This is a genomic window from Bacteroides sp. BFG-606 (assembly GCF_024788145.1).
In the GTDB taxonomy this organism is placed as follows: domain Bacteria; phylum Bacteroidota; class Bacteroidia; order Bacteroidales; family Bacteroidaceae; genus Bacteroides; species Bacteroides vicugnae.
Window position 1 is genome coordinate 3,022,085 of record NZ_JANUIL010000001.1, and the last position, 23,715, is coordinate 3,045,799.

Consider the following 23,715-nt stretch of genomic DNA (forward strand, 5'->3'; position numbering starts at 1 on the left):
AGTAATCTTACTAATTATCAATACACTATTATAAATGAATAAGTCAGTCAGTGGCCGGAGTATTCTACTTAACTACTCTAACTACTGACTACTTTAACTACTTAAAAAGAATATGGCTGAATCGAATTTTGTTGATTACGTAAAGATATACTGTCGCTCGGGTAAGGGCGGAAGAGGCTCTACGCACATGAGGCGCGAGAAATATTGTCCTAACGGAGGTCCCGATGGGGGCGATGGTGGAAGAGGAGGTCATATCATCTTGCGCGGTAACCGTAATTACTGGACATTGCTGCACTTGAAGTATGACCGTCATGCAATGGCCGGTCATGGTGAATCGGGGAGCAAAGGACGTAGTTTCGGAAAAGACGGTGCGGATAAAGTAATAGAAGTGCCCTGCGGAACGGTCGTTTATAATGCCGAAACCGGGGAATATCTTTGTGACGTAACAGAAGACGGACAGGAAGTGATCTTGCTCAAAGGCGGTCGCGGTGGTCAGGGTAACTGGCATTTCAAGACGGCAACCCGTCAGGCTCCGCGTTTTGCGCAGCCGGGAGAACCGATGCAGGAAATGACCGTTATCATGGAGCTGAAACTGCTTGCCGATGTTGGTCTGGTAGGTTTCCCGAATGCGGGTAAGTCAACTTTGCTTTCTTCTATTTCGGCTGCCAAACCGAAAATTGCTGATTACCCGTTTACTACGCTCGAACCCAATCTGGGTATCGTTTCCTATCATGGTGGAAAGTCTTTCGTAATGGCGGACATACCGGGTATTATCGAGGGAGCCAGTCAGGGTAAAGGCTTGGGACTGCGTTTCCTGCGTCATATCGAGCGCAATTCATTGCTGCTGTTTATGGTTCCGGCAGACAGTGACGACATTCGTAAGGAATACGAAGTCTTGCTGAACGAACTGCGTACTTTCAATCCTGAAATGTTGGACAAGCAACGTGTGTTGGCTGTCACCAAGAGCGATATGCTCGATCAGGAATTGATGGACGAAATAGAACCTACATTGCCGGAAGGCATTCCCCACGTATTCATATCTTCTGTTTCCGGTTTGGGTATCTCGGTGTTGAAAGACATTCTTTGGGAAGAACTGAATAAGGAAAGTAATAAGATAGAGAACATCGTTCACCGTCCGAAGGACGTGACCCGTCTGCAACAGGAGCTCAAAGACATGGGCGAAGATGAAGACATCGTTTATGAATATGATGACAATGTTGATGATGATGATATCGACTATGAATACGAGGAAGAAGATTGGGAAGAAAAATGATTTCACTTACAAAAAATAAAGAGTTGAAGGGATATAAGTCACTCATGTCATATCCCGAAGTAGCTCATTTCGTAACTACACGTCACGGAGGTGTTAGTACCGGGACTTATGCCTCTTTCAACTGCTCGCCTTATACGAATGACACGTGTATGAATCTTGTCCGTAACCGGCATCGGTTGCTTCAATTGATGAAGTGGGAAATACAAGAATTATTCTTTGCAGAGCAGCGACACGGTGCCGTGAGCATAGTGATTGATAAATGGTACTTTGATGCTCCGGAAGGAATGAGGCAGGATGTTTTGAGAGGTGCCGATGCTTTAATTACCAATATACCGGGGTATTGCGTTTGCGTCACGACTGCGGATTGCGTACCCATATTGTTGTATGACAAGAAGTTGCAAGTGGTAGCTGCCATTCATGCCGGATGGAAAGGAACGGTGGAGCATATTGTCAGCAATGTACTCGAACACATGAATGAGATGTTCGGAACGCAAGGCGAAGATGTGGTAGCTTGCATCGGACCGAGTATTTCGCTCGAATCATTTGAAGTAGGCGATGAGGTCTACGAAGCTTTTAAAGAAAGTGGTTTCGATATGTCCCTTATTTCTATTAAAAAGAGGAAAACCGGAAAGTATCATATCGACCTGTGGGAAGCAAACCGGATTGAATTACTGAATGCCGGAGTGCCTGCAGAACAGATAGAAGTAGCTGGCATCTGTACCTATATTCATCATGATGAATTCTTCTCTGCACGTAGACTGGGTATAGACTCCGGCCGTATCTTGTCGGGAATAATGATTAGAAAGTAATAATCAGTACCTATAACCGTATAGCACTGATGATTAGTTTATGATAAGTTATGTTTGAAATAAAAGTATCTAAAGAAATAAAAGACGCATGCCCGGTTTTCGCCGGAGCCGCCGTGTATGCTGCAGTGAAGAATACTGCTTACAGCGAAGGTCTTTGGCACGAAATCAATGCTTTCACCGAACAACTGACTTCCACAACACAGATGGAAGACATCAAACATCAACCTGTTATCTTTGCTACCCGTGAGGCTTATAAACGTTGTGGCAAAGACCCCGGACGTTATCGTCCGTCAGCCGAAGCTTTGCGTCGCCGCCTGATGCGCGGAATCCCTTTATATCAGATTGATACGTTGGTAGACCTGATTAACCTCGTGTCTCTTCGTACGGGACATTCTATCGGTGGCTTTGATGCGGATAAAATACAAGGTACACACCTTGAACTCGGTATCGGTAAAGCTGGAGAACCATTTGAAGGCATCGGGCGCGGTGTGTTGAATATTGAAGGATTACCCGTATATCGCGATTCATTCGGAGGAATCGGAACCCCGACAAGCGATCACGAACGTACGAAAATGGATCTCGGAACTACTCATATTTTAGCGATAGTCAACGGTTATAACGGGAAAGAAGGCTTGAAAGAAGCTGCTGAAATGATTCAGACTTTATTAAGAAACTATGCAGAATCGGATGGAGGCGAAATCATGTTCTTTGAATAATGAGGCTCCTTTTTCCGGCTTGAAAAAGAAAAAAACACATGAAAAACATACTTATTTTACTGACTGTTTTATTATTGCCACTGGCTGTCAACGGACAGAATAAACCTTCATTCTCTGCCCGGGAAGTGAGCGATGTCCGGGTAGCTACTCCCGGACTATTTGCTAAAGGAAATCACATCTATCTGCATTTGGACTCCTTGAAAGACCATGAATATGCTTTTCCATTACCCGGAGGAAAAGTAATCTCCGCCTATGGAACTCGTGGAGGACATTCGGGAACAGACATTAAAACTTGTGCAAAAGATACGATTCGTGCTGCTTTTGATGGAGTGGTACGTATGTCGAAACCATATTATGCCTACGGGAATCTAGTCGTTATCCGTCACGCTAACGGATTGGAAACTCTTTATAGCCACAATTTCAAGAATCTGGTTAAAAGCGGTGATATCGTAAAAGCCGGACAGCCTATCGCACTAACCGGGCGTACTGGCCGTGCCACTACCGAACATGTGCATTTCGAAACCCGTATCAACGGAGAGCACTTCAATCCGAATCTGATTTTCAACCTGAAAGAGAGAACATTGCGGAAAGAATGTATCAAGTGTACCAAGAATGGGGGTAAAATCGTTGTGAAGACTCACACTCCTGATAGTCGGGTTGCGCAGAATAAGAAGTAAACTATTATGGCACAAACCGTATGCAAACAGGTTTGTCTATTTTAATATCCCGGTGCACGTCCGTTAGCAATCCCGTATCTACATCTCTTTCATAAACTTGTATCACATTGCTATCCCTGCAAGCGACTAACAGATATTTACCATTAGGTGTGATGATGAAATTACGCGGATGAATCCCTGTAAGTTGATAGCTTGTTTTCGTCAACATTCCGTTATCCGGATGAATCCGGAAGATAGCGATGCCATCTGCTTTCAAGCGATTACTGGCATATAAGAATTTTCCATCCGGGCTGATATGAATGTCTGCACTTCCTTTGGCTCCCACAGTATCAGCAGCTATCGTTTGAATCTCTTTCAGGTTTCCGTCTTTATATTCAAAAGCAATGACTGTGCCCGATAACTCATTTATCAGATAAGCATAGTTACCGTTCGGGGCAAATGTCAGATGGCGGGGGCCTGAACCGGCTTTTACTTTGTAGGCCGCTGGTTGTCCTTCTTTAAGGAAGCTCTCTTGGTTGGTAATATCTGCATCCGGGTTGATGACATATTTATGTATTTGGTCTGTTCCTAAATTATCAGCAAACAGGTATTTTCCATCCGGAGTAATCCGTATACAGTGCAAATGAGATTTTTCCTGCCGTTCCTTGTCTACTCCCGAACCTTCAAACTTCAGGATATCGGAAGCAGGAAGGAGAGAACCATCCTTAGCAATAGGAAAAACAGAAATACTGCCTCCACTGTAATTGGCAGTCACCACATTCTTACAAAATTTTTATTTTTTTTTTTTTTTGTGCGGCGCGGGGGGGGTGTTGTGTTTTTTTTGTTTTGTTTTTTTTTTTTTTTTCTCCCCCCCCCCGGGGGGGGGGGGCCCCCCCCCCCTTTATTTACTTTCCCCTTCCTTATTTTTTTTTTGGGGGGGGGGGGGGGGGGAAAGGAGTTTTTTTTTTTTTTTCCCCCCCCCCCCCGGCGCGGCCTTTCTTTTTTTTTTTAAAAAAAGAGGAAGATTTATTTTCCCTTTGTTTCCGCGGGATTTTTTCCCCCCCCCCCCCCCTTTTTTTTTTTTTCCCAATATCGGGTTTTTTCCCAAAGTTTTTTTTTTTAGATGTGCAGCTACTGATACTGATTCCGAATAGACAAATAGCAGCGAATGACTTGAATATAAATGCTTTAGATAAAAATCTCTTCTTCATAAGTAGCATGTTATTGGTTGGTTCGTCATGATGCTTTTTCATTTTAAGTATAAAATAGCTCCGTAAAGATAATGCTTTGATATAATATTTGCTAACGTCTTCTCGGATAATTTAGAAAACATTTCCTATCTTTGCACCCTTGGAAAGCGTTCTAAATAATCGCTATTCTGTACGAATAAGAATTTGGGGTTGACTGGATTTGACAGCGGGCAGAAATGGTAGGTAAGCATGCAGTGGGTCGGTAATTTCCACTTAAATATCAGTTATCAAAATTTTATCTGGCGAAACTAATTACGCTCTTGCTGCTTAATCGAATCACAGTAGATTAGCTTAATCCAGGCACTAGGTGCCAGGACGAGACATCACTCGGAAGCTGTTGCTCCGAAGCATTCCGGTTCAGTGGTGCAGTTACATCGGGGATAGTTGGAAGTGGCCTCGCACTTTTGATGAAACTTTAGAGGATAAGGCAGGAATTGATGGCTTTGGTTCTGTTCCTGCACGAAAATTTAGGCAAAGATAAGCATGTAGAAAGCGTTTTTTTCCCCCCCGGGGGGGGGGGGGGGGCCCCCCCCCCCCCCCCCCAAAGGGGGGGGGGGGGGGGGGGGGAGGGAGGGGGGGGGGGAAAAGGGGGGAAAAAAAAAAAAAAGGGGGCCTTTCCCACCCGCCTTTTCTTATTTCTTCTCCGGCCTGATAAATCCAATCGGATTACGTGGCTTATTCTCCATCCTCTTTTGCGCCTGAAGCTCGGCCAACGTCTGGTTGATTAGTTCTAATTGCATCCGGGTATCGTCGTTGATGTCGTTATAGTCGGCAAATACTTCCTCTATGTATTCCTTCAACTCTTTAACTTCTTTCTGTAGTTCGTGCACCGGATTACTGGAAGAAGACGTTATTAATTGGCGCATGGCAACGAAAGCACGCATTATACCCATATTTATTTGTATTGCCGTCTTTGAGTTGAGCACGCTACTAAGCATTGCAACGCCTAACTCTGTGAATGCATAAGGATTACGCCTGACTCCCATCTTTATAGAATTGGTTATCACAATTTGTGATTTCCAAATCTCCGTTTCTTCATCCGTTAACTGAAACATAAAATCTACAGGGAACCGGTCTATATTACGCTTTACAGCCTGATTTAAAGCCCGTGTTTCAACTCCGTACATTTCCGCTAAATCACGATCAAGCATCACCTTTTGCCCTCTTATCTCGTATATCTTGCTCTGGATTAACTCTAGCTGGTTCATGACTATTCTACTTTAATATTAATGCTCTTTCCGCAATGGGGACAAGTCAAAGATGCACCGTCTTTCCTACCTACAATTTCATCTTTTGACACTAACAACTCCCATATTTCTACATCTAAAGCGTCAGCAATCTTCTCTAACGTAGTGTATGAAGGTTTTCCAGCTACAATTTGAGCAAGCCCTACAGTGCTCATACCCAACTTTTCGGCAAGCTCTTTTTGAGTATAACCTTTTTCTTTTATTACTTCTTTTATTCTCACAAGTATATTCTTTAATATTCGTAGCGCAAATATAAGTGAATAGTTTATCTATTATAGTATTTACTTTAATAATAGATGTTAAATATAAGTATTTTCTTTATTAATTTCATGGTTTATTAAAGTAAATACTATATCTTTGTAACATCAAAAAGGAAATAAAGTAATAACAACTAAAAAATAAAGATTATGAAAGCAACAATCGAAATGACAAAGGAAGCACAAGTAAGAGGTGAATATAAAGAAACTTCTTTAGACGTTCAGAAAAAGCAAGCCGATATGCTAGTAGTTGCAATTGATGATAAATACACACTTTGGTTGAACAAACCTGTAACAGTAAAAGGTAGAGGTATCAAAAGAATTGATGAAAAGACAATTGTTGCTACCGATAACGCCTTTGATAAACTGAAAGCTGAATACAATATAATGTTTGACTTATAATTAACCGGCAGGGCGAAAGCCCTGCGTAATGTCTCCATTACTATAAAAAACAAAATAGAGAAAGCAAAATAGATGAATCAGGGGCTTCGATTCCGGCACATTAGTTGACGCCAATCAACAAGAAGGGGTAGCTTTACGGCTACCCTTTATATTTTTCTACAAATAAAAAATGGCCTTTGGTTAGGCATGCCCATTATCAAGAGGGGGGACAAACGCAAGCCAAAGGCATAATCATGTGCTGCAAATGTATGAATTTAATTTGTATTTGCAAAAGATAGAAAATAAATTGCAATAAAAAATAGATTATTTTATATGTTTTGCACTCATTAAGCTGCAATATCACCTTTCAATTTAGTACAACGTAAACATTACAATATCAATCGTGCACACAAAGATATAACCCTTGCAATAATTGCAAGAGGGATCAGCCAGTACAACCACCTTTCTAGGCGTTCCATAGCATAACCAGCAGAAGCCGGCAGAAATCCGAGTGATATCGGTCATCTGCCTGTGAAATCAAATCATCTATGTAGTCTTTTTCTCTCATTTTCACCTGTTACATATATTTCTGACAAAATGGTTCTTAATATCTTCTACATAAACTTTTCCTGCAATGCTCACATAAGAAGTTCTTCGCTATCGGGAACATCTTCTGACCTACCTCGCCGGAAAGATATTGGGCTTCCTCCCCGTATGGGTCAATATTGAATGCCTGTGAGATATGCCGGCACAAGTGCCCTTTTTCGTGGTCCCATGAGTTTTGGAACTCTCCCGGGGAAGAAGTGAGAGCAATTATCATAACAGTCTCACGGTCCTCAAAATCCGAATAAGTAAGACCGGTATTGAGAGCCCCGGAAGAGAGGTTTCTGTATGCCTGTTTGAAATCTTCCCCCCTACAACCGATACGATGAAGTTCGCACAGAATCTCACTGGTCCAGTAAGTGGTTACGGCATAATACACTCTGACTCTCCAATCATATTTCGGTATGTAGAAATCCTGAACTATCATAATCAGAGCATATCATCCCATATTATAGGTGTGCCGCTTCCGATACAATCCGCATAGAAACGGGTAAAAGGGAGTCCGTCATACCCGTCAGGATCATCTATGTAATCCTTCAAGAATAATGCCAAGCGGGATTCATCTGTAATGGAACTCTTATAATAATCAGCTTTCGCCATATTGGCTACATATACGCAATCGTACCCGGCATCTTTCTCCAGTTTAATTCCGTATTTTTTCAGAAGCTCCTCCACCTCTTCTTTTTTGATCGGAACGAGCTTTTCCTTCTGCTTGGTAGCCTTGTTCTCAACTTCCATTTTAGAAACAGCCCATTCGCACATCTTCTTAGAGAAGTGCCAGCCGTATAATGACAGATAATTTTTCATTGCCGGCGGCATCTTGTCATACATATCTAGTCTTTGTCCCATAATAATTGCTTTATTAGAATAAGAGGGGATTTCTCCCCTCATACGATTAATAGAACTCACCGTTTGAGCGTCTGCGTCTGCGCTCTCCAGTATCTCCGTACATAGGGGATTCGGGGAAATAACCCGGCATACGACGCTCGTTCATGCCATCACTGTCGTAGCGTCCATTCTCACGGAATCCCATTCCACCGCCACGCATTTCACTCATGGCCTTCTCATAGCCATGGCGACAACCTTCACGATAAGCTTCTTCGATTTCGCTTTTTCCTCTCATTCCGAAGTCACGATCATATCCGTCATGCTCTTCTCTAATTGTCCACATTCCCATATTATTTACTGTTTTTAGATGTCTCCTTTGTTCCAAGCTGTTCCATCAGTCGTTTATTCATTTCCATAAGGTCCGCCATATTCTTGCTCATTTCGGACATTTGACCTTTTAATGATGCTATTTCCTGCTCCTGTCTTTGCTTTTCAGCAAATTCCGGGTTAAGAACGGTTAGCATCTTGTCGCAGCCGGCAATCACGCTTTGATGAAAATCTATGCTGTTCAGAATATCAATGCTTTTCTGTTTCATAGATGTAACTTCCGAGTTCATTGCATCACGGGAACAGGATAATACAATATTACCGTTCTGTCCAAAATCCGCAATGTCTCCTCCTGCCGGAAGATTCTGAAAAGTTGTGTTTTGGCCACTTATGTTGATTACAATATCCACAACCATTTCCGTCTGGGGAATTTGACCAATAGGAGTAGGCATAGGGTACTTGGGTTTCGGAGCCGAAACACTGACTACTGACCCTATTTCAATATAAGGATTCGCATCCTTATGAAGAATATACAACTGATTATTTGCTCTTAACGATTGAAACATAGTGATTGATTTAATAGGGCTACCGCATTACACGATAGCCCGTGTTTTTACTTGCTTTTTGCTGCTACCGCTTCCGAAGTTGAAGCCGCCGGAGTAGTCGGTCTATATCCTCCATTTACCAGATACAATTCGTTTGTATACTTGTTATAATGGATTTCGTAGATACCTGTTCCGGCTAGGTTGGCGACTGTTACAGGCTCGTTGTTGTAAGCCATCAACGGTCTTGTATCCCCATTGGTTCCAATCAATACCGGAAGAGTTGTTGCCGTTCCGGAAGGGATAGGCTGGCGAAGATTAACATAGAAACCTCCTACATAGTCCCGATTGCGGAACGCATGATTAGGGAGTTCCAATGTCACATTCTCCGTGCCGACCGTTACCGATATTGTAGGCAAGGTGTTTAAGTTAACCCGCCCAATGCTCGGAAACAGAAAGGGGAATCCTGTAAAAAAGTTAGGCCACATAGTTACCTCCTTTCTTACCGGATCAACCCCAGTAGTTATTACAACCGCATCCGCTACGTCCGTATGCTGCGTCACCGGCATAAGCACCGAAAGCAGCCGCACGGTAAGTATCCATGTTTACACCAACAATGTTAGGGTATTGAACCGGAACCGTGTTGGGTAACTTGCATTTGATTCCATCAACATCGCTTTGCAATGCTTGCAATCCGGCTGCAAGAGGAGCAATCTGTTGACCTACTGCATTCAAAATAGTAGCATTCTGATTGCGTTGGGAAATTTCAGCAGTAAGAGTTGCCTTTTCCGCAGTAAGAGATGCAATCTTGTCCTGCAATGCCTGATTCTGCATAGCATCCAACTTGGCAATGATAGCCTGTGTGTTAGCTGTTGCGCTGTCACGCAAAGAAAGCGTATTCTGGTTGGCTGTGTTGACTAATGTATTAGTCTGGTTGCACATTGCAAGCTGGCTCTCATATCCTTGTGTGGTTACAAGCTGCTTCATGTCGCAGCAACAGTTACAGATTTGAGATGTCAGAGCGTTGTTGCCCTGCATGATTGCAGTAAGGATGCTGTTGGTGTTCTGCCCCATTTGGTTACCAAGGCCACAGATTGCCTGTGATACGGAGTTAATACCGGCAAGGATTTGATCGGAAGAAGTGTTAACGGCTTGTGCCAGTGATGCAATGTCTACACCGTTTCGGTTAAGTGTCTGCATAATCATCTCTCTTCCTTCGTTCGCTCCCTGATTATTATTGCCGCCAAAGCCGAAATTGCCATTTCCGAAAATAGCTGCAATCACAATAAGCGCAATGATGTCTTGAAAACCACCATTGTTACCAAAGAAGCCACCGTTGCCATTACCGCCTCCAAGCAGACCCATCAGGTAACCGGTGTCAACTCCTCTGTTTTGCAAAGACGGAAGAATAGAAGCAAGCAGACCGTTTCCTGAAGCCGCTCCACCGTCCTGATTAAAAACGTACGTTCTTTCCATAAAGATTTATACTTTTTATTACGGTCAATATCAACCGCATCACAAAAGTATATAATAGAGACTGCGTAAATCAGCACTCATTTGCAAGTGATTTGCGAATATTTTGCAGATATATTGCAATCATTTTGTTTGTATTTTTACGGCTTTCAAAAGTGGATATAAGATAGCGTATACTGGCAGATGTCTTATGAAGTAGAGCGGCTATCTGTTCAGGATATAGACCGTATTCAGTAAGGAAGAACACTACGATAGAACGGGCATCGACAACCTCCGTCACTTTGCTTGATGAAAGGATTAATTCTGTGGAAACTTCAGTTTCTTTTCCTACAAGGTTTAGTATTTCGGCAAAAATTTCTGACTTACACATAGTAATTAATTTTTTTGTTGTATTTTTGCCCTTGCCAATCGATTTTAAATATATCAAAAGAACAAAAGCATGTATCGTAATGTTAAGGATATTAACCCCTGACACAGCGATGCATGCTTTGGTATGTTTAAAAGTTCGATTGGCGTCAACTTTAATGTGTCGGGGGGTTCTTTTTACTCTACCCCCAAAAGAGATACATTTGTTATGATAACCGGCCTTCTACTTTACCGGATAAACTTAGTGCCTAGTATCAATTAATGTATCATTTTCAGCCTCCTTTCTTTACAAACATTTTAATTATTAACACAACAGATAGTATTATAATTACACCAACAGCCCAGCCGCCCAGCTCTATTTTCATCTGTTGCCACCGGGTTAGTTGTTTCTCTACCGGATAAGGAATCTGCACGGAATCAGTCTTCATAACCGTATCTGTCTTGTTAATTGTCAGATACCGGTATTTATACCGATACTTCTCTTTGTAGACGGTATCTCCCTTTACGAATAGGAATATACTATCATGCTCATATATGCTGTCAAAACGGATGCTATCACGTGTCTTATACTCCGTTTTCACAGTCTCTACCGGAACATACTTGATGCTCCGGCAGGATGTGAGGCATATTGCGATCGTCAGCAAAATGGTGTAGAGCAGATTTCTCATAAAGCACTATCACTTGAAGACCAATCCGGACCGGACAATAAAGTATTCAGTTCTTCGCCTTCGTAGACCGGATAAGGATAGTTCGGTTCTTGCGGAGTCTCTTCTTCGTCCAGTAATTCCAGTGTTACAGGTTGGGGAAACAGCATCTCATAATGGTTAAGTTTCATAATTACCTGCGTACCGTCAACACTCTTTCTCGGAACAAGGTGTAGTTCGTCGAGTACCTCCTGCGGTATCTCGTTCAAATTCGCTGTGGGAAATGTAATGTATTTCATAAGATTTGTTTTAATTGTTTTCGGTAAATAAATCATCTGTATTGCCTTCTATTCCTACGTACTCATTCAATGTTAGTATCTCTTCGTCAGTCGAGATTTCATCAAACAGCATGAAGTCATAAAGAGCCATAGTTAGATTATCTCCATTACCAGTTCTAGCTCCTATATAAGGCGAAGAATTTACAGAAGCCAATTGACTAGTTATATTATGAGTAATTCCTTTAAGGTCTAAACCTTTTATGTTATTGTTAAATATACCATCTATATAGGTTTTATTTACATTCTGATAAGCTAAGTTACTAACTGTTGGTCCTAACTCATTAACAATATAATATCTATCTCCATCTACGCCTCTGAAATCAGCTATGAATTTATTATAACCTTCGGTATTCCAATTAATCTTCATTAATATTTGTTTCCCACTATTAGATAAAGTAGGAATAGTAATGAAGTCGTCAACACCATCTAACTGATACGAACCATCGGCATTTACACCACTTCCCTCTGCATAAGCAGAGTTGTTAATCTTACCATGATTACCGTGACCTGATATATCAGGAATGTAGCCTAGTATCTTGTAGCTAGAGTTTGGTATTCTTAGCCTGCTAGGAGATAGGATGCATTTGGGTGCATTACTACCTTTTATATAAGTAGCATCGCAAGTAAATACCATTTGTTTCTCAACAGTATGCTCAGCTCCTGCCAATTGAACGCCATTTAATCTTGGATTAGTAATAGTATATAAACCTTCAAGAAGATTACTATAAGCTACTCCTTTAGTTCTTGTAATAGTACTGCCTACTTTTACTTTATCTCCCCAAGTAAATAGTTCGTTGTTCTCGTTATAGAACTCAAAGAACACTGGATAAGGTTGTACAATATCCTCATACCTTATATACTCGTCAATCGTAATATCTATCTTTTGAGGGGATTTAGAAGTAATATTAGCCACAATATCAAATGCGTTACTTGTCCCACTTGATTTTCTTATGCTTATATTATCTAAACTAGAAGATACGACCTTACTAATTTCATCCACTGATTTCAAATTAATTGTAATAGAAATCATTTGTCCAATAGGGATATATTCCCCTTCGTAAATTCTAGTCCAAGTAGCACCGTTTACAGCATAGTATACAACATCATTGTATTCAGTATTAGTAGTAATAACTGGTCTGAACTCCACCATATCCGGATACAGCGTACCCAGCTTGTGCTTCTTTAGTTGACGCTCGATGAGGAACTCGGACAGACTATAGGGGAAGGACATTAAAAAACGAATAGCCAACTTGCTATATCTTTCTTCATTACCTAATCTACCAATCCATAGTTCATCATTATCAGTTGCTGTTCCTACATCTACGCTAATTCCGTTACTGACATATTTGGATTGATAACTGATAAATCTTTTGGTGTTTAAAGGTATCATTTTGTGACCGCCAAAACTCCAACAACTATCTTTATAATCAAAAGCAAAAGCTCCTGTAAGATATTTACTTCCTTTTAATGCTACACCTCCATCTGCGCTAGCTGCTAATCCATCTACTATCTCTCTATCAGCAACCACTGTATAATCCTTGTAAATCGGCAATCCTGTTACCTTACCGTAGTCCTCTACTCCGTCAAAGCATAGAGCACCTGCGTGGGAGGGGATTTGGGTGACGGTTATATCACAAGAAGCATTATAGACATTCTCTCCACCAAAACGTATATCTATACTTGTGGTATCATCGGGTGGAGTTATAGTATATATACCATCTTCCTTTATTGAATGAAAATCAATAGTGTTTGCTCTACTTACTCTAATCTCTACTGACAAGCCATAACTCTTATATAAATCTGTTATTCCTTTAAAGTCAGCCGAATAAGTACCATTGATAGAATTATAACAAACAATACGAGCGTATTTATTCCCTTGTGTAACATTAATCTTCCAGTTAGGATAATTATACTTACCTATACCACTATCTCCGTCTTTAGCAAAGTTAAATAGCGACATATCGAAGCCATTTTTAGAGAAGTCTTTCAGATACCAATCTGAATCCGGAGTATCGTTAGATAAGCCCTGTTTCTGCACATCATACCACACGGTAGGCTCAACGCATCTATCCAAGTTATAGTAAGCTATAACCTGATTGATTTGGTCGGTTGTCAGTACCTTGTTGGCTATTACTGTCCAGTACCAAGCGACAGAGGAAAAATCACCCGTATTGTTACTGTTATTATATGAATATCCTTGAACGCTAAAATTACCATTAATTATAGTGTCTCTGTTGTCACCATTAGATGTATAATCATTCTTATCACCCAATATATTATTTATAACTGACAAACTTCTTAAATCAGAAGAAGTATATCCATATATTCCAGTCTTGCCATAGTTGTTTACAATATTACGGAAATAACCATTGATACTTCCTCTTATGTAATTAGTAAAAGACACATTATTAGTTGTATCTTTAACCTGATGAACCATGCTAACGACAGTTATCTCGTCAGTAATTCCCATCTCCTGAACCGTCTTGGTGGAAGTAATCAGGTCGTTAACTCCGTCCGTGACGAATGCGCCTTGATAAGAAGGGATTTGCTCGATGGTTACTCCAATATTTATATTAGAAGAATAAAATCCTCCCCTACTACCTGTTCCACCTTCAACAGTATTATATGACTTAGGTAATTCTAATACTTTATCTAAAGGTGAAGGTTCAATTCTCAAAAATGCTTCTGTTCCATCCTCTTTACGATAGTAATAAACAATATTACCTTCTGTAAAATTTGAAATCTTAACTTTAAAAGATGGAATATCTTTATTAATAGAATTAAAAAGATACTGAACATTAAGTATAGTATTTATACATTTTATCTTACTACCATCGTTGGAAATTTCGGCAGTACTAGCATCTATTCTATCCCATGAAGTAAAATCTTCCTCGTACTTCCCATACCCACTGTTCAGCTTGTACGCTGCGTTGCTAATGATGAACGGGTTGTCGGGGTCTACCAAGTTCTTAACAACAGCCCGGTCCGGATCGTCGTTGCTCTTACCGTAGCAGATGCAGACAGCTTTCAAGGAGGCAAGTACTTCCGGGTCGATGTACGGACGGTCGGAACCGGAAGCTGCTCCCGGAACTCCCAGCCTGATAGCATTGATACGAATAGGGTCAAGCCCTATCCGGTCAAGCCTAATCGGATTTAATCCTATTGCTCCCATTATTCTTCAGATTCAAAGTATTGAGCCTTTACCGGCTCCGTTTCACATTCAATCTTGATGTATTGTCCGGGTATAAGACCTACAACGGGACGGGCGAAATTCATCGTAGTGAAGTTTCTAGTCTCTACAACGGAGTATTTTTCTCCATCATAGCTTATATATACAGCCAGTTTCCCTGATTTTACAAGCTCTAGCTGAAGCCCAATAGTTTCTGAATTTACTTGTATGGGATCGCTTAGGTAACGTTTTTCTGCGATCTGGCTGAATGTGATATTTGTTGATTTCATGATTGTTCCTCCTATTTTTTTGCTGTTATTACTGTATTGCGTAAGAAATTGGGATACTCTGCCCGTACATCAAAGCAGGGACATGCCTTGATGTATTCTGCCGGTTCTATTTCTCCGCTACCGTCCAGATCGGGCGAAGTATCACGATGTCCGAGCAGTTCGATGATGGGATACTCCTTGCAAAGCTTCTCAATCAGTTGGCGTAAACTAGCCCTTTGAGCCGGAGTGCGGGTATCTGCCGGTTTACCGTTTGCGTCCAATCCACCAACATAACAAATACCGATCGAATGCTTGTTATACGATTTACCGGAAAAGCCTTTCGTGTTACAATGTGCTCCATCAACGGTGAGCGGTCTACCTTCTTCAATCATGCCGTCCAAGCCGATCACGTAGTTATAACCAATTTGATTAAAGCCACGTGCCCGGTGCATCCGGTCAATATCCTTTGCTCGCAAGTCCTGTCCGGCACGTGTGGCCGAGCAATGAATGATGATTGAGTCTATATCTTCTCTCTTCATATTCTTTCCCTTTATAATATCAATGTTAATACTCCCAACGCCAGCCCCACACAATCACAGATAATGTCCTTAATTGAAAACTCTGTTTTCTTGCAATACTTGTCGTATACCTCCTTCAAGATGAAGATTACAACGGTTATAATGATTGCCGGCCATAGCGGCATATATTTCGATAACCACATTACCAAGTTCTGGCACACTATAATGTGAGCCATACCGTCTATGCCGATCTTGGATAGAAGCTTGCTGGTTAATGAGCTGATTTTATTTATGTAATTCATCACCCTTTACTTCTTTATTATTGTTGTTAAGTCTATCAACCAAACTATTAAACTTTCCATTAACATAAATCCCAATCCCAAATATACTACCAGCATATATCAGACATTGAGCAAAAAACCACAATACACTGTCATGAATCTGCCCTAACGGTTCTACAACAAAGCCTGCAACGGATAATCCGACACCTGCAAACAACATTCCCACTGCGGTCCATACCTGTATATCTTCTTTTGTATTCTTTTTCATACTACAAGAATTTTATCCATGCGAAATATCTACTGTTCTCCAGATAGTTGCTATCCGTTTCTGCCAACCGGGCTTCTCTTTCGAATGATACCATACGATAGGCATCATGGGAAGAGAAGCATCCGACTATCACACGAATACACCACTCTACAACGTACCATAGGTAAAAGACAACAGAAGAAAGGAGCAGCCACCATGCGGAGAATCCAAATATCAACATTCCCGCCCAAATAATAAGGCCGGAAGCGATCGTTAGTTCTGTCCATTGCCGGGCGTGGACGCATTCGTGGTTAATAGTAGACTGGCGGGCCAATGCTTCAGTCCATTTTGTGAACACCCATGCGAACAGCGTAATTGTAGAATAGCCGGGAAACAGCAGATGTTTCGCAATCCAGCTCTCGTAAAATACCTTTTTCATATTATTCGTTTTTAAGTTATACTTATGCATCTTGTCTTATATAAATCGGCAATTCTATGCCGGCTGATGGGCTCTTTATCCGTATATAGGTTTCACGCATCTTGCCGGTGGTGTTCGGCTGTATTCCATAATCCAGACTCCAATTAACGTCACCTACGTTACCAAAATCTGTGATATTGAGCCAATCATCATCAACTGTTGCCTCCAGATCGGTAAGAGGAGAAGTCAGCAATACTCCTTCTACCTGGTCATAGCTGTCATATGTGAAAGCTAGCCATGTACTAGCCTGAATGTAATTATCACCGGCAGAAACTTGTGATAAAAACAATGTTCCGACAGTCAATCCTTCAAACTGTATAATCAAATCCCCGGTACGGCCTGTTTCGCCTGAATTTGCCTTCAGCATCAAAAGTACCTTACGTCCTCCCTCTGCCGGGTTCGGTGATTCAAAATCCCTTAAAAATAGCCCATTCTGGAGCTGTTAATGTATACGAATCTATTCCATTGGTAAACAAATACCATTCTTGTACCTGATAACTGCCTCCCCATGCCAAAACATCAAAATGAACATCTAGGGAAGGAATAAGATAAGCAAATTGATCTCCCGTTTCGTTGTTACATCCGATATAGAATGACGCACTTATTGAAGAATCGGATTCACTAGTCAAAGTACATTCCAAGAATTTAGGATCACCAGAGATACCTCCGATATAATGCACTTGAAGCTCCTTAGTCGTATTATCATACGTAATCTCATTTAACCAATCCGGCAAATCTGCGTATACTACCACAAGGTCGGAGCAATCCGTATCTATTTGATAGTACACCACATCAGTTCCTCCGTGATCGTTGTAATAGTAAGGCTCCGTTTTTACGTATGTGCCAACGGCAACTCCTGCCTGGTTGATGGTTATTTCCACACGAATCCCACCATCGGAAGTCTGAACGAACACCTTACCTGTTCTGGTGCTGCCTCCTGCATTGGATTGTGCTGATATGTTCAATACCCAGTCGTTATCATCTACAGAAATGGAAGCCCATTCACTTCCCTCTACGGAACCCCACTCCAAGTCGGTTACGTCTAAATTTGAATTAAAACCAATAGATACAGACGTACCTTCTTGGGCTAACGCCACTACATTTGTATCCGCATAGAGATAATTACCTTCGGCTGTCTGGGTGACAACACAGTTAGCTCCTTCTCCGCCTTCTACCACTGTTACGAAACCTATATCATCCTCTCTGGATGTACTTGCGGTATTCGGGGAGACTGTTACCGTTATATCAAATTTTCCGGCTCCTCCGCTTTCCTGAGACAAAGTAACCCAGCTTGGATGATAATCATTTTGCCAGTCTGTATTGGCGGATACGTGGATAGTGTAGTTTCCACCTTGACGGATGACAGATAAGGTGTCTTGGTCGATGGAGACGGAAGGAGTTGCTATCCCTTCTTGATTTATCACCAAATTAGCCTCCACTTCTGTTTCTGTAAAAAATCGGACTTTAGCTATTCTTTGTTCTTTTGTTGTATTTTCTGCTACATTAAATGTAATAGATTCATTGCCTACTCCCTGCGTATTATCATCCGAGCTTACAAATTCCTCCCCTTCTATAATATTAAAAAACCATCTTGTATTAGATTTAATATTAATAATATGTGATGAAGGTTCATATGTTGATTGAATATTGCTTGGAGAAATAACGACATATTCTCCCTTGTCTTTTTGGAAATAAACTATCATATCAACCATCAGACCACCAACACGTTCGGCTGTATTAGCTCCATCTTTAATTTCGTCTCTGATTTGCTTTGCCCTATCTAATAATCCTTCTGCTTCCATATCATTCTCCAATTATGCGAAACACCGTTCTATTTGCCTTTAATTTCCCTCCACCCTTATACAAAGGAAAATCATTTTTACAATCATTCAAATACTGTACACACTCTTTTAAATATCTGTCTGCAATACTGAATGTGTCATTGTAAGCCATCACTTTCTCTTTTATGTCTGGACGGGATGAATATTCGGATTCTTTATTTACGAATCCAAAACGACTGACATTTCCATCTCCATTTTTTACAATACGAGCATAGGTATAATAAGCTAACGCAGTTTTAAGGCCTATAAAAGACCGCTTGATACCGCACTCGCTATCATATTCCCCGCCATTAAGAAGGATATCGTATTTTTCAGGATGTTCCTTTAATTCAAGAAACAATGCATCTCCTAATGCACTCTTGATGTCAATATTTTCAGATTCACGAATGTATGTCTCTATTTTAGAATCATCTAAGTGAATAGACATATCACGGGAAAGTTTAGATACCTCCTCCGTTGTTATTAGATACTGTTGCATTTCTCACATATTTAAGAGGTTCAACACTGTAATCATTTGAAGGATTAGCCACTTCATACCAACCGTCAAAAATCTTTTGAAAAGCACGCTCAATCATGCGTTGTTGTTTTGATACGATGGAGTTATAATATTCAAAAGCATCTTCCAAAATATCACCAGAAAAACCTACTTTACCGATACGGATGCAGTACCAAGGTTCCTGACCATACGCTGAATATATTCTTTCTACTACACTTGCATCCGTAACGGAAAACTCTTTATCGTAATTCTTCGATGACAGATCGACAAACTCCGGTTTTTCTTCATCGCTATTTAAGGTCACTTCGAGCAGCTTTCCGGCATTAGTATCTCCCTGTAACTGAATGATTGTGTCGGAAAATCCTGTATCTTCATTTTCATCTTCTATAGGATTACCATTATCATCCAATTTGATAGCAGAAGTCCCTTTTTTTGTGATAATCATACCAGACGCAAAGAAATTGCAACGAACATTCCTGAATTTTACGTTAGCCAATCCTTCATCGGTACTCATTTCTGTTACAACTCTATCGGCACGTGAACGAGGATAAACATTTTTTCCGCCTCCGGACAACCATAGAATCTGTCCTTTATAATACTCAATACCGCCAGCAGCTTCTATTTGAGCTAAAACCACCTCTTTTCGAGGATTGAACACATCTATAAAATCAATATTTTCTTTTTTTACTTGAAGAGGTTTACCGGCACGTGTCTTTTTGCCGCTCCAATCCGGATGAACTGCTATCTTTGCAACATACCCGTTAGAATCTTCTTCCAAAAGCCTGCAATTTTCAAAAGGGACATAATTCAATTCACATATTTCTCCAAATATGTTATAATTAACATGTAATGACATTCCGTCAAAATCTCCTACGTCAGGGCATACAAGAGCGTGAATATCATCTACGGTATCTCCTTTTCTATTTACGACATATTCAGAAAAACGAATGTCTTTAAATCCGTTACCTTCGATAAAATTGGCATATCGCTCTGCACATTCGCTTCCGGTAGAGCTTGCAGCAATGATATTGCGGAGAGTTTGAGGGTAAAGGTTGTCATCTCCAAACCCTTGTATTCCAAACTGACGCAAGTAAGATACATCTACTCGGTTACTGCTTTTCTTTTTAAGGTCCTTTACCCTCATAATGGATTATTTTTCTTCTGTTTTCTCTGACTTTTCAATATTCTCCTCTTTCTTTTCCTGCTGTTTATCCAGCTTTTCAGCGTCTTTTCTTTTTGCAATTATGTCTTTCGCCTTTGAAAGATGATTGTTCAATTGTTTTTCGGTGATTTTTCGTCCACCAAGCTCATAATTTGCAAGTTCGGCCATCAATGATTCTTCTGAAACTCCACTATCAAATGCTTCAACAATAATTGCTATAAGTTCATCGCTAATAGATTCTCGTTTCAGTACCCGTTTTCTTACTTTATTCTCCCAGTCTGCAGGATAGCCAGCAAAAAACATGATACCTTTTGGATTATCCGACAAATAGTTTTCTGCAACTTCATCGGTAATGTTCTCATTGGTATACATTTCCCCACTTCCAAACTCTTTCTGTAGGACAACACCATTTTTCAATATGTAATTTGATTTTTCTTTCATTTTACCTGTTTTTTTTAGATGTATATACATTTCAATCACAGCATCATGGTAACAGTCATTACAAGATGTTTTAACGAAATTCCTTCCGAAAACGTCTCTGTACATCAATTCAATGTCAAGTTTGTCGGAAGAAGAGAGAACATCACGTTCTCTCAACTCTTCCAACTTACCAACCACTTTTAATAATTCCATGATTTACCCTCCTACAACAGATGTAAGGGCATCTACAGCCGCTTTAGTTGTTTCGTAACTTGTTTTATACAGGAACAAAGCTGATTTAGGAACTTTTGTCTCGGTAAGGCTGACAGACCAACCACCATCTGTATCTTCCGAGTATTTATCACTGCTAATTTCTGCAGCTTTTAGGCCTTGATAATAGCCATATACTTGGAATGCAGAATCTCCCGGATTAGTTTCCTTTTGAATGCCTTTAGATTTATTTTCCAAAACAACGACAAACTCCCCATTTGCTAATCCGTCAATAATATCCCCACATACGTCAGGATCATTAGCCAAAACGACCATATTAACGGTGTTCGTAAATGTATTACGATATGTCCCTGTTGCCAATGCTACATTTGTTCCTGTAAAAGGAGTACCGCCATAAACAACAACTTTATATGCTTTTTTTCCGGATTTCATCGCCAACGTTTCAATTACATTCTTTCGAGTTGAATTGAAAGTTGTTGCGGAAAAGTCAACATCAGCCCGATTAGCAATAACGCCTTCCTGTTCTATTCCCGGAACAATAGGATCATCGCACGACGGTGCGATGTCCTTTTTGATTAAATTGTCACAAACTCCTGCCATAAATATCTCCTTTCTTAATAAGCAAGTTGGAACAAATTGTCTTCTCCAATAAGACAGCCAAGACGTCCAGCTGAATAAGCCTTGGTTACTCTTTCGTCCTGATTGAACCAAACTTCCAAATCAGAAATAATTTGATTTGCAGGAGAACCAACAAACAGTTGTTTCGGAGAACCGTATACAGCACGATGGGGAAGATTTAATTTAGTCCCATTGTTTTGGTACTTTTGAATAAAGCGGTCCCAAATGGAAACTCTATATACCATAACTCCATTATACTCTGTAACGTCCAAACCTTTAAAGATTTGTTCCCAAGTCAGAATCTCTTTGTATTCACGTTTCAAGTCTTTGGTAAGAGCATCCCCCAAAGACTTAGTACAATAAATGGCGGCACCATCCATAGCAGCAATACGAGGATCAGCGTTTTCAAGCAATGAGTCAAAGATTCCGATTGCAACATTGGCCGTTTTAATCCCGCTCAACTGCGCAGCAGTAGAAGCTTCACTGTTGGCTTCAATATTCACTCTTTGACCAGTATTGGCCGCACCGATGGCAAATAATTGTTTCCAGAAACCATTGCACGGTTTGAATAGTTCAACATCTATGCCATCTGTAATTTGTCCTGTTGACACGTTTTGAGCTTCTTTATCGCCAAACCAAATAAAACGCCAAAACATGCGCTTAATTGCAAGATCAAGAGCCGGATAAATGATAACGTCCATTATTTCCGTGCTTGTCAAATCACCAATATCTGTACCGGTCTTTAGCGCATATTCAGCAATAGTGTTCATAAAATCTTCATAACACCATTTCAAAGGAACTGACCATTGTCCAATATCCCATGTCTTTTCCGCTGCCTGTACAGTAACATCTTTATAAGTAGGATTACAGGGAGCACCAGCCCAGCCTACATCTTCCATTTCTCCAGTCCATCCAAGTTTTTGCCCGTTCTGTACATTTTGAACAAACGTAAAGAACTGCTCCAAGGATTCATCAACAAAGTTTGTCAACACTAATAGATCACGCAAGCTCTTTACCGCTCCGTTATCCTTCGTCAAGTTTTTTACTGAATCTAAAATATTCATACCTTACACCTTTTTTGAGTATCTTTTTTTGTTTTTCTCTATCGCTTCTTCCAACTTCCGCTCAACCAAGCTCACCGGTTTTGTTTCTTCACCTTTCTTTGCCTGTGGAGTATATGACCGGCCTGCAGGAACATAAGAGCCAGTAGCCTTTTTTAACCAAGCTTCTCCGCCTGCTTTTTCTACAGCTGCAATGATACGAGCATCTGTTTCACTCTTTGCGCTTGATTTCAGAGAAGCGTTCTCTGCTTCTAGTTCTGCGATACGGTCCTTCAAGGCTTGTGTATCTTCTTCGTTGGAAGAAGGATCCTTAATCTCCGTAATAACTCCATCAACCACGATAACCGTGCGCCCGTCTTCTAATACAAATTCACCGTCAGGAGAAGCAGGATCACCAACTTGAATTTCTCCCTCTTCACGTTCTACAGTCAACTCATCACCGGTTGATGTAGTAATTACCATTCCGACAGCTTCAGGAGTTTCCTTTACTACTCCCAAAGCAACACCAAGCATGTGAAATGCCTGTGCAACTGTCACTTTCTTTTCTTCTTTTGCCATACTTTCAATATTAAGATTACTATTAAGCTCTGGTTTGGATGCAGATGCAGAAGCAGCCGGAACAATAGAAGATACAAATCCCAACTCAATAGCTTTCTCTGCATCGAACCAGCTATCTGTTGCCATCTGCGCCTCTAATACTTCTCTTGATTGTCCTGTGCGATCTACATAGAGATTAAGCATCTTTTCTTTTTCTGCTTCCAGATCGCTCTTCAATTCCTCCAATTTAGCCAAGGTTATATCCCCAACTCTTGCACCGGACGGATAATAAGGAGAATGAATCAACAACTCGGCATGTTGATATGCGCTTCTCCGTTCAAGTGGTGCAGCAAGTAAAATTACTGTAGCCATAGATGCAGCATTTCCTACAACCTTACATGATATTTCCTTTCCAGAAGCACGTAAAGCGTCATAAATAGCATAAGCTTCTGTACAGTCTCCACCGCAAGAATGAAGCTCAATATCTATTCTATTATCGTCGTTGGGAATCCAGTCTATAAAGCCCTGTATATCAGGAAAAGAAATTGAATCGTTACCTGTTAGCCAATATTTTACTTTATCAGCATCAGCAGCAATGTCTTTGTTGATGTATAATTTAGCCATATATCTGTAATTGTTTGTAACAAAGTTACTAAACCAGATACGGCTATAAGAAT

At 40.7% G+C, this 23,715-nt stretch carries 30 protein-coding genes, 1 other RNA gene and 2 pseudogenes; 6 read left to right on the forward strand and 27 right to left on the reverse strand.

From position 1 onward, the window contains the following. The first annotated feature begins 112 nt into the window (after positions 1–112). From obgE to NXV01_RS10735, 4 genes are read left to right on the forward strand one after another with little or no spacing between them, the layout of a single operon-like run. Positions 113–1,273, forward strand: a complete 1,161-nt coding sequence (gene obgE, locus NXV01_RS10720) for a GTPase ObgE (protein ID WP_259022356.1) — start codon at positions 113–115, stop codon at positions 1,271–1,273. Beyond that, positions 1,270–2,082, forward strand: a complete 813-nt coding sequence (gene pgeF / locus NXV01_RS10725) for a peptidoglycan editing factor PgeF (protein ID WP_217721616.1) — start codon at positions 1,270–1,272, stop codon at positions 2,080–2,082. The genes obgE and pgeF overlap by 4 nt, the downstream gene beginning before the upstream one ends. Positions 2,083–2,132: 50 nt before the next feature. Continuing rightward, entirely contained in the window at positions 2,133–2,798 is a 666-nt protein-coding gene (locus NXV01_RS10730) for a B3/4 domain-containing protein (RefSeq protein ID WP_195648407.1), read from the forward strand. Positions 2,799–2,836: 38 nt separating this feature from the next. Beyond that, a complete protein-coding gene (locus NXV01_RS10735) occupies positions 2,837–3,475 on the forward strand; it encodes a M23 family metallopeptidase (protein WP_148364410.1) in 639 nt (212 codons plus the stop codon). A gap of 4 nt (positions 3,476–3,479) precedes the next feature. Here NXV01_RS10735 and NXV01_RS10740 read toward each other — a convergent pair. Both NXV01_RS10740 and NXV01_RS26025 read right to left on the reverse strand, forming a co-directional pair. Next, positions 3,480–4,235 (reverse strand): annotated as a pseudogene (locus NXV01_RS10740) (lactonase family protein); the annotation flags it as partial. A gap of 327 nt (positions 4,236–4,562) precedes the next feature. Next, positions 4,563–4,707, reverse strand: a pseudogene (locus NXV01_RS26025) (lactonase family protein); the annotation flags it as partial. 150 nt (positions 4,708–4,857) lie between these two features. Between NXV01_RS26025 and ssrA the strand changes: the two are divergent. Continuing rightward, positions 4,858–5,235: a transfer-messenger RNA gene (gene ssrA / locus NXV01_RS10750) on the forward strand. A gap of 101 nt (positions 5,236–5,336) precedes the next feature. Here ssrA and NXV01_RS10755 read toward each other — a convergent pair. Then, positions 5,337–5,912: an ORF6N domain-containing protein gene (locus tag NXV01_RS10755; RefSeq protein WP_259022358.1), complete on the reverse strand. Its 576-nt coding sequence runs from the start codon at positions 5,910–5,912 to the stop codon at positions 5,337–5,339. 2 nt (positions 5,913–5,914) lie between these two features. Next, on the reverse strand, positions 5,915–6,172 hold the full coding sequence (locus tag NXV01_RS10760; protein WP_259022359.1) for a helix-turn-helix domain-containing protein: 258 nt from the start codon (positions 6,170–6,172) through the stop codon (positions 5,915–5,917). A 186-nt stretch (positions 6,173–6,358) separates the two neighbouring features. Here NXV01_RS10760 and NXV01_RS10765 point away from each other — a divergent pair, with 186 nt between their 5' ends. After that, on the forward strand, positions 6,359–6,610 hold the full coding sequence (locus tag NXV01_RS10765; RefSeq protein WP_259022360.1) for a hypothetical protein: 252 nt from the start codon (positions 6,359–6,361) through the stop codon (positions 6,608–6,610). A 583-nt stretch (positions 6,611–7,193) separates the two neighbouring features. Here the strand turns inward: NXV01_RS10765 and NXV01_RS10770 are convergent. From NXV01_RS10770 to NXV01_RS10880, 23 genes are all read right to left on the reverse strand, one after another. Then, the gene (locus NXV01_RS10770) at positions 7,194–7,619 is read right to left on the reverse strand and encodes a hypothetical protein (RefSeq protein WP_259022361.1); all 426 of its coding nucleotides are present in this window, start codon (positions 7,617–7,619) and stop codon (positions 7,194–7,196) included. A gap of 2 nt (positions 7,620–7,621) precedes the next feature. Then, positions 7,622–8,041 (reverse strand): hypothetical protein, encoded by a 420-nt coding sequence (locus NXV01_RS10775; protein WP_259022362.1) that lies wholly within the window; start codon positions 8,039–8,041, stop codon positions 7,622–7,624. Positions 8,042–8,087: 46 nt separating this feature from the next. After that, positions 8,088–8,363, reverse strand: a complete 276-nt coding sequence (locus NXV01_RS10780) for a hypothetical protein (RefSeq protein ID WP_259022364.1) — start codon at positions 8,361–8,363, stop codon at positions 8,088–8,090. A gap of 7 nt (positions 8,364–8,370) precedes the next feature. Further along, complete coding sequence (locus NXV01_RS10785) at positions 8,371–8,913, reverse strand: hypothetical protein (protein ID WP_259022366.1); 543 nt, start codon at positions 8,911–8,913, stop codon at positions 8,371–8,373. A gap of 47 nt (positions 8,914–8,960) precedes the next feature. Beyond that, positions 8,961–9,308 carry a hypothetical protein gene (locus NXV01_RS10790; RefSeq protein WP_259022368.1) on the reverse strand — a complete coding sequence of 116 codons (348 nt, stop codon included), beginning with the start codon at positions 9,306–9,308 and terminating at the stop codon, positions 8,961–8,963. A 91-nt stretch (positions 9,309–9,399) separates the two neighbouring features. Then, on the reverse strand, positions 9,400–10,365 hold the full coding sequence (locus tag NXV01_RS10795; RefSeq protein ID WP_259022369.1) for a hypothetical protein: 966 nt from the start codon (positions 10,363–10,365) through the stop codon (positions 9,400–9,402). 70 nt (positions 10,366–10,435) lie between these two features. Further along, complete coding sequence (locus tag NXV01_RS10800) at positions 10,436–10,837, reverse strand: hypothetical protein (RefSeq protein WP_259022370.1); 402 nt, start codon at positions 10,835–10,837, stop codon at positions 10,436–10,438. 163 nt (positions 10,838–11,000) lie between these two features. Beyond that, positions 11,001–11,396 carry a hypothetical protein gene (locus NXV01_RS10805; RefSeq protein ID WP_259022372.1) on the reverse strand — a complete coding sequence of 132 codons (396 nt, stop codon included), beginning with the start codon at positions 11,394–11,396 and terminating at the stop codon, positions 11,001–11,003. Beyond that, positions 11,393–11,671, reverse strand: a complete 279-nt coding sequence (locus NXV01_RS10810) for a hypothetical protein (protein ID WP_259022375.1) — start codon at positions 11,669–11,671, stop codon at positions 11,393–11,395. The genes NXV01_RS10805 and NXV01_RS10810 overlap by 4 nt, the downstream gene beginning before the upstream one ends. Before the next feature lie 10 nt (positions 11,672–11,681). Further along, positions 11,682–14,882: a hypothetical protein gene (locus NXV01_RS10815; RefSeq protein WP_259022377.1), complete on the reverse strand. Its 3,201-nt coding sequence runs from the start codon at positions 14,880–14,882 to the stop codon at positions 11,682–11,684. Further along, the gene (locus NXV01_RS10820; protein ID WP_259022378.1) at positions 14,882–15,169 is read right to left on the reverse strand and encodes a hypothetical protein; all 288 of its coding nucleotides are present in this window, start codon (positions 15,167–15,169) and stop codon (positions 14,882–14,884) included. Before NXV01_RS10820 ends, NXV01_RS10815 begins: the two co-directional genes overlap by 1 nt. Before the next feature lie 11 nt (positions 15,170–15,180). Continuing rightward, positions 15,181–15,687, reverse strand: a complete 507-nt coding sequence (locus NXV01_RS10825; protein WP_259022379.1) for an N-acetylmuramoyl-L-alanine amidase — start codon at positions 15,685–15,687, stop codon at positions 15,181–15,183. A gap of 11 nt (positions 15,688–15,698) precedes the next feature. After that, entirely contained in the window at positions 15,699–15,971 is a 273-nt protein-coding gene (locus NXV01_RS10830; protein WP_259022380.1) for a hypothetical protein, read from the reverse strand. Continuing rightward, positions 15,952–16,215 (reverse strand): hypothetical protein, encoded by a 264-nt coding sequence (locus tag NXV01_RS10835; protein ID WP_259022381.1) that lies wholly within the window; start codon positions 16,213–16,215, stop codon positions 15,952–15,954. Before NXV01_RS10835 ends, NXV01_RS10830 begins: the two co-directional genes overlap by 20 nt. Position 16,216: 1 nt before the next feature. Next, entirely contained in the window at positions 16,217–16,633 is a 417-nt protein-coding gene (locus tag NXV01_RS10840; protein ID WP_259022382.1) for a hypothetical protein, read from the reverse strand. A 22-nt stretch (positions 16,634–16,655) separates the two neighbouring features. Beyond that, on the reverse strand, positions 16,656–17,039 hold the full coding sequence (locus NXV01_RS10845; RefSeq protein WP_259022383.1) for a BACON domain-containing protein: 384 nt from the start codon (positions 17,037–17,039) through the stop codon (positions 16,656–16,658). A 40-nt stretch (positions 17,040–17,079) separates the two neighbouring features. Beyond that, positions 17,080–18,474, reverse strand: a complete 1,395-nt coding sequence (locus NXV01_RS10850; RefSeq protein ID WP_259022384.1) for a BACON domain-containing protein — start codon at positions 18,472–18,474, stop codon at positions 17,080–17,082. A 1-nt stretch (position 18,475) separates the two neighbouring features. Further along, positions 18,476–18,991, reverse strand: a complete 516-nt coding sequence (locus NXV01_RS10855; RefSeq protein WP_259022386.1) for a hypothetical protein — start codon at positions 18,989–18,991, stop codon at positions 18,476–18,478. Beyond that, the gene (locus NXV01_RS10860; RefSeq protein WP_259022387.1) at positions 18,954–20,153 is read right to left on the reverse strand and encodes a hypothetical protein; all 1,200 of its coding nucleotides are present in this window, start codon (positions 20,151–20,153) and stop codon (positions 18,954–18,956) included. The genes NXV01_RS10855 and NXV01_RS10860 overlap by 38 nt, the downstream gene beginning before the upstream one ends. A 6-nt stretch (positions 20,154–20,159) precedes the next feature. Further along, on the reverse strand, positions 20,160–20,804 hold the full coding sequence (locus tag NXV01_RS10865; protein ID WP_259022388.1) for a hypothetical protein: 645 nt from the start codon (positions 20,802–20,804) through the stop codon (positions 20,160–20,162). A 3-nt stretch (positions 20,805–20,807) separates the two neighbouring features. Continuing rightward, positions 20,808–21,422: a hypothetical protein gene (locus tag NXV01_RS10870; protein ID WP_259022389.1), complete on the reverse strand. Its 615-nt coding sequence runs from the start codon at positions 21,420–21,422 to the stop codon at positions 20,808–20,810. A gap of 14 nt (positions 21,423–21,436) precedes the next feature. Beyond that, positions 21,437–22,504 carry a hypothetical protein gene (locus NXV01_RS10875; RefSeq protein WP_259022390.1) on the reverse strand — a complete coding sequence of 356 codons (1,068 nt, stop codon included), beginning with the start codon at positions 22,502–22,504 and terminating at the stop codon, positions 21,437–21,439. A 3-nt stretch (positions 22,505–22,507) separates the two neighbouring features. Beyond that, positions 22,508–23,662: an ATP-dependent Clp protease proteolytic subunit gene (locus tag NXV01_RS10880; protein ID WP_259022391.1), complete on the reverse strand. Its 1,155-nt coding sequence runs from the start codon at positions 23,660–23,662 to the stop codon at positions 22,508–22,510. Positions 23,663–23,715: the final 53 nt, after the last annotated feature.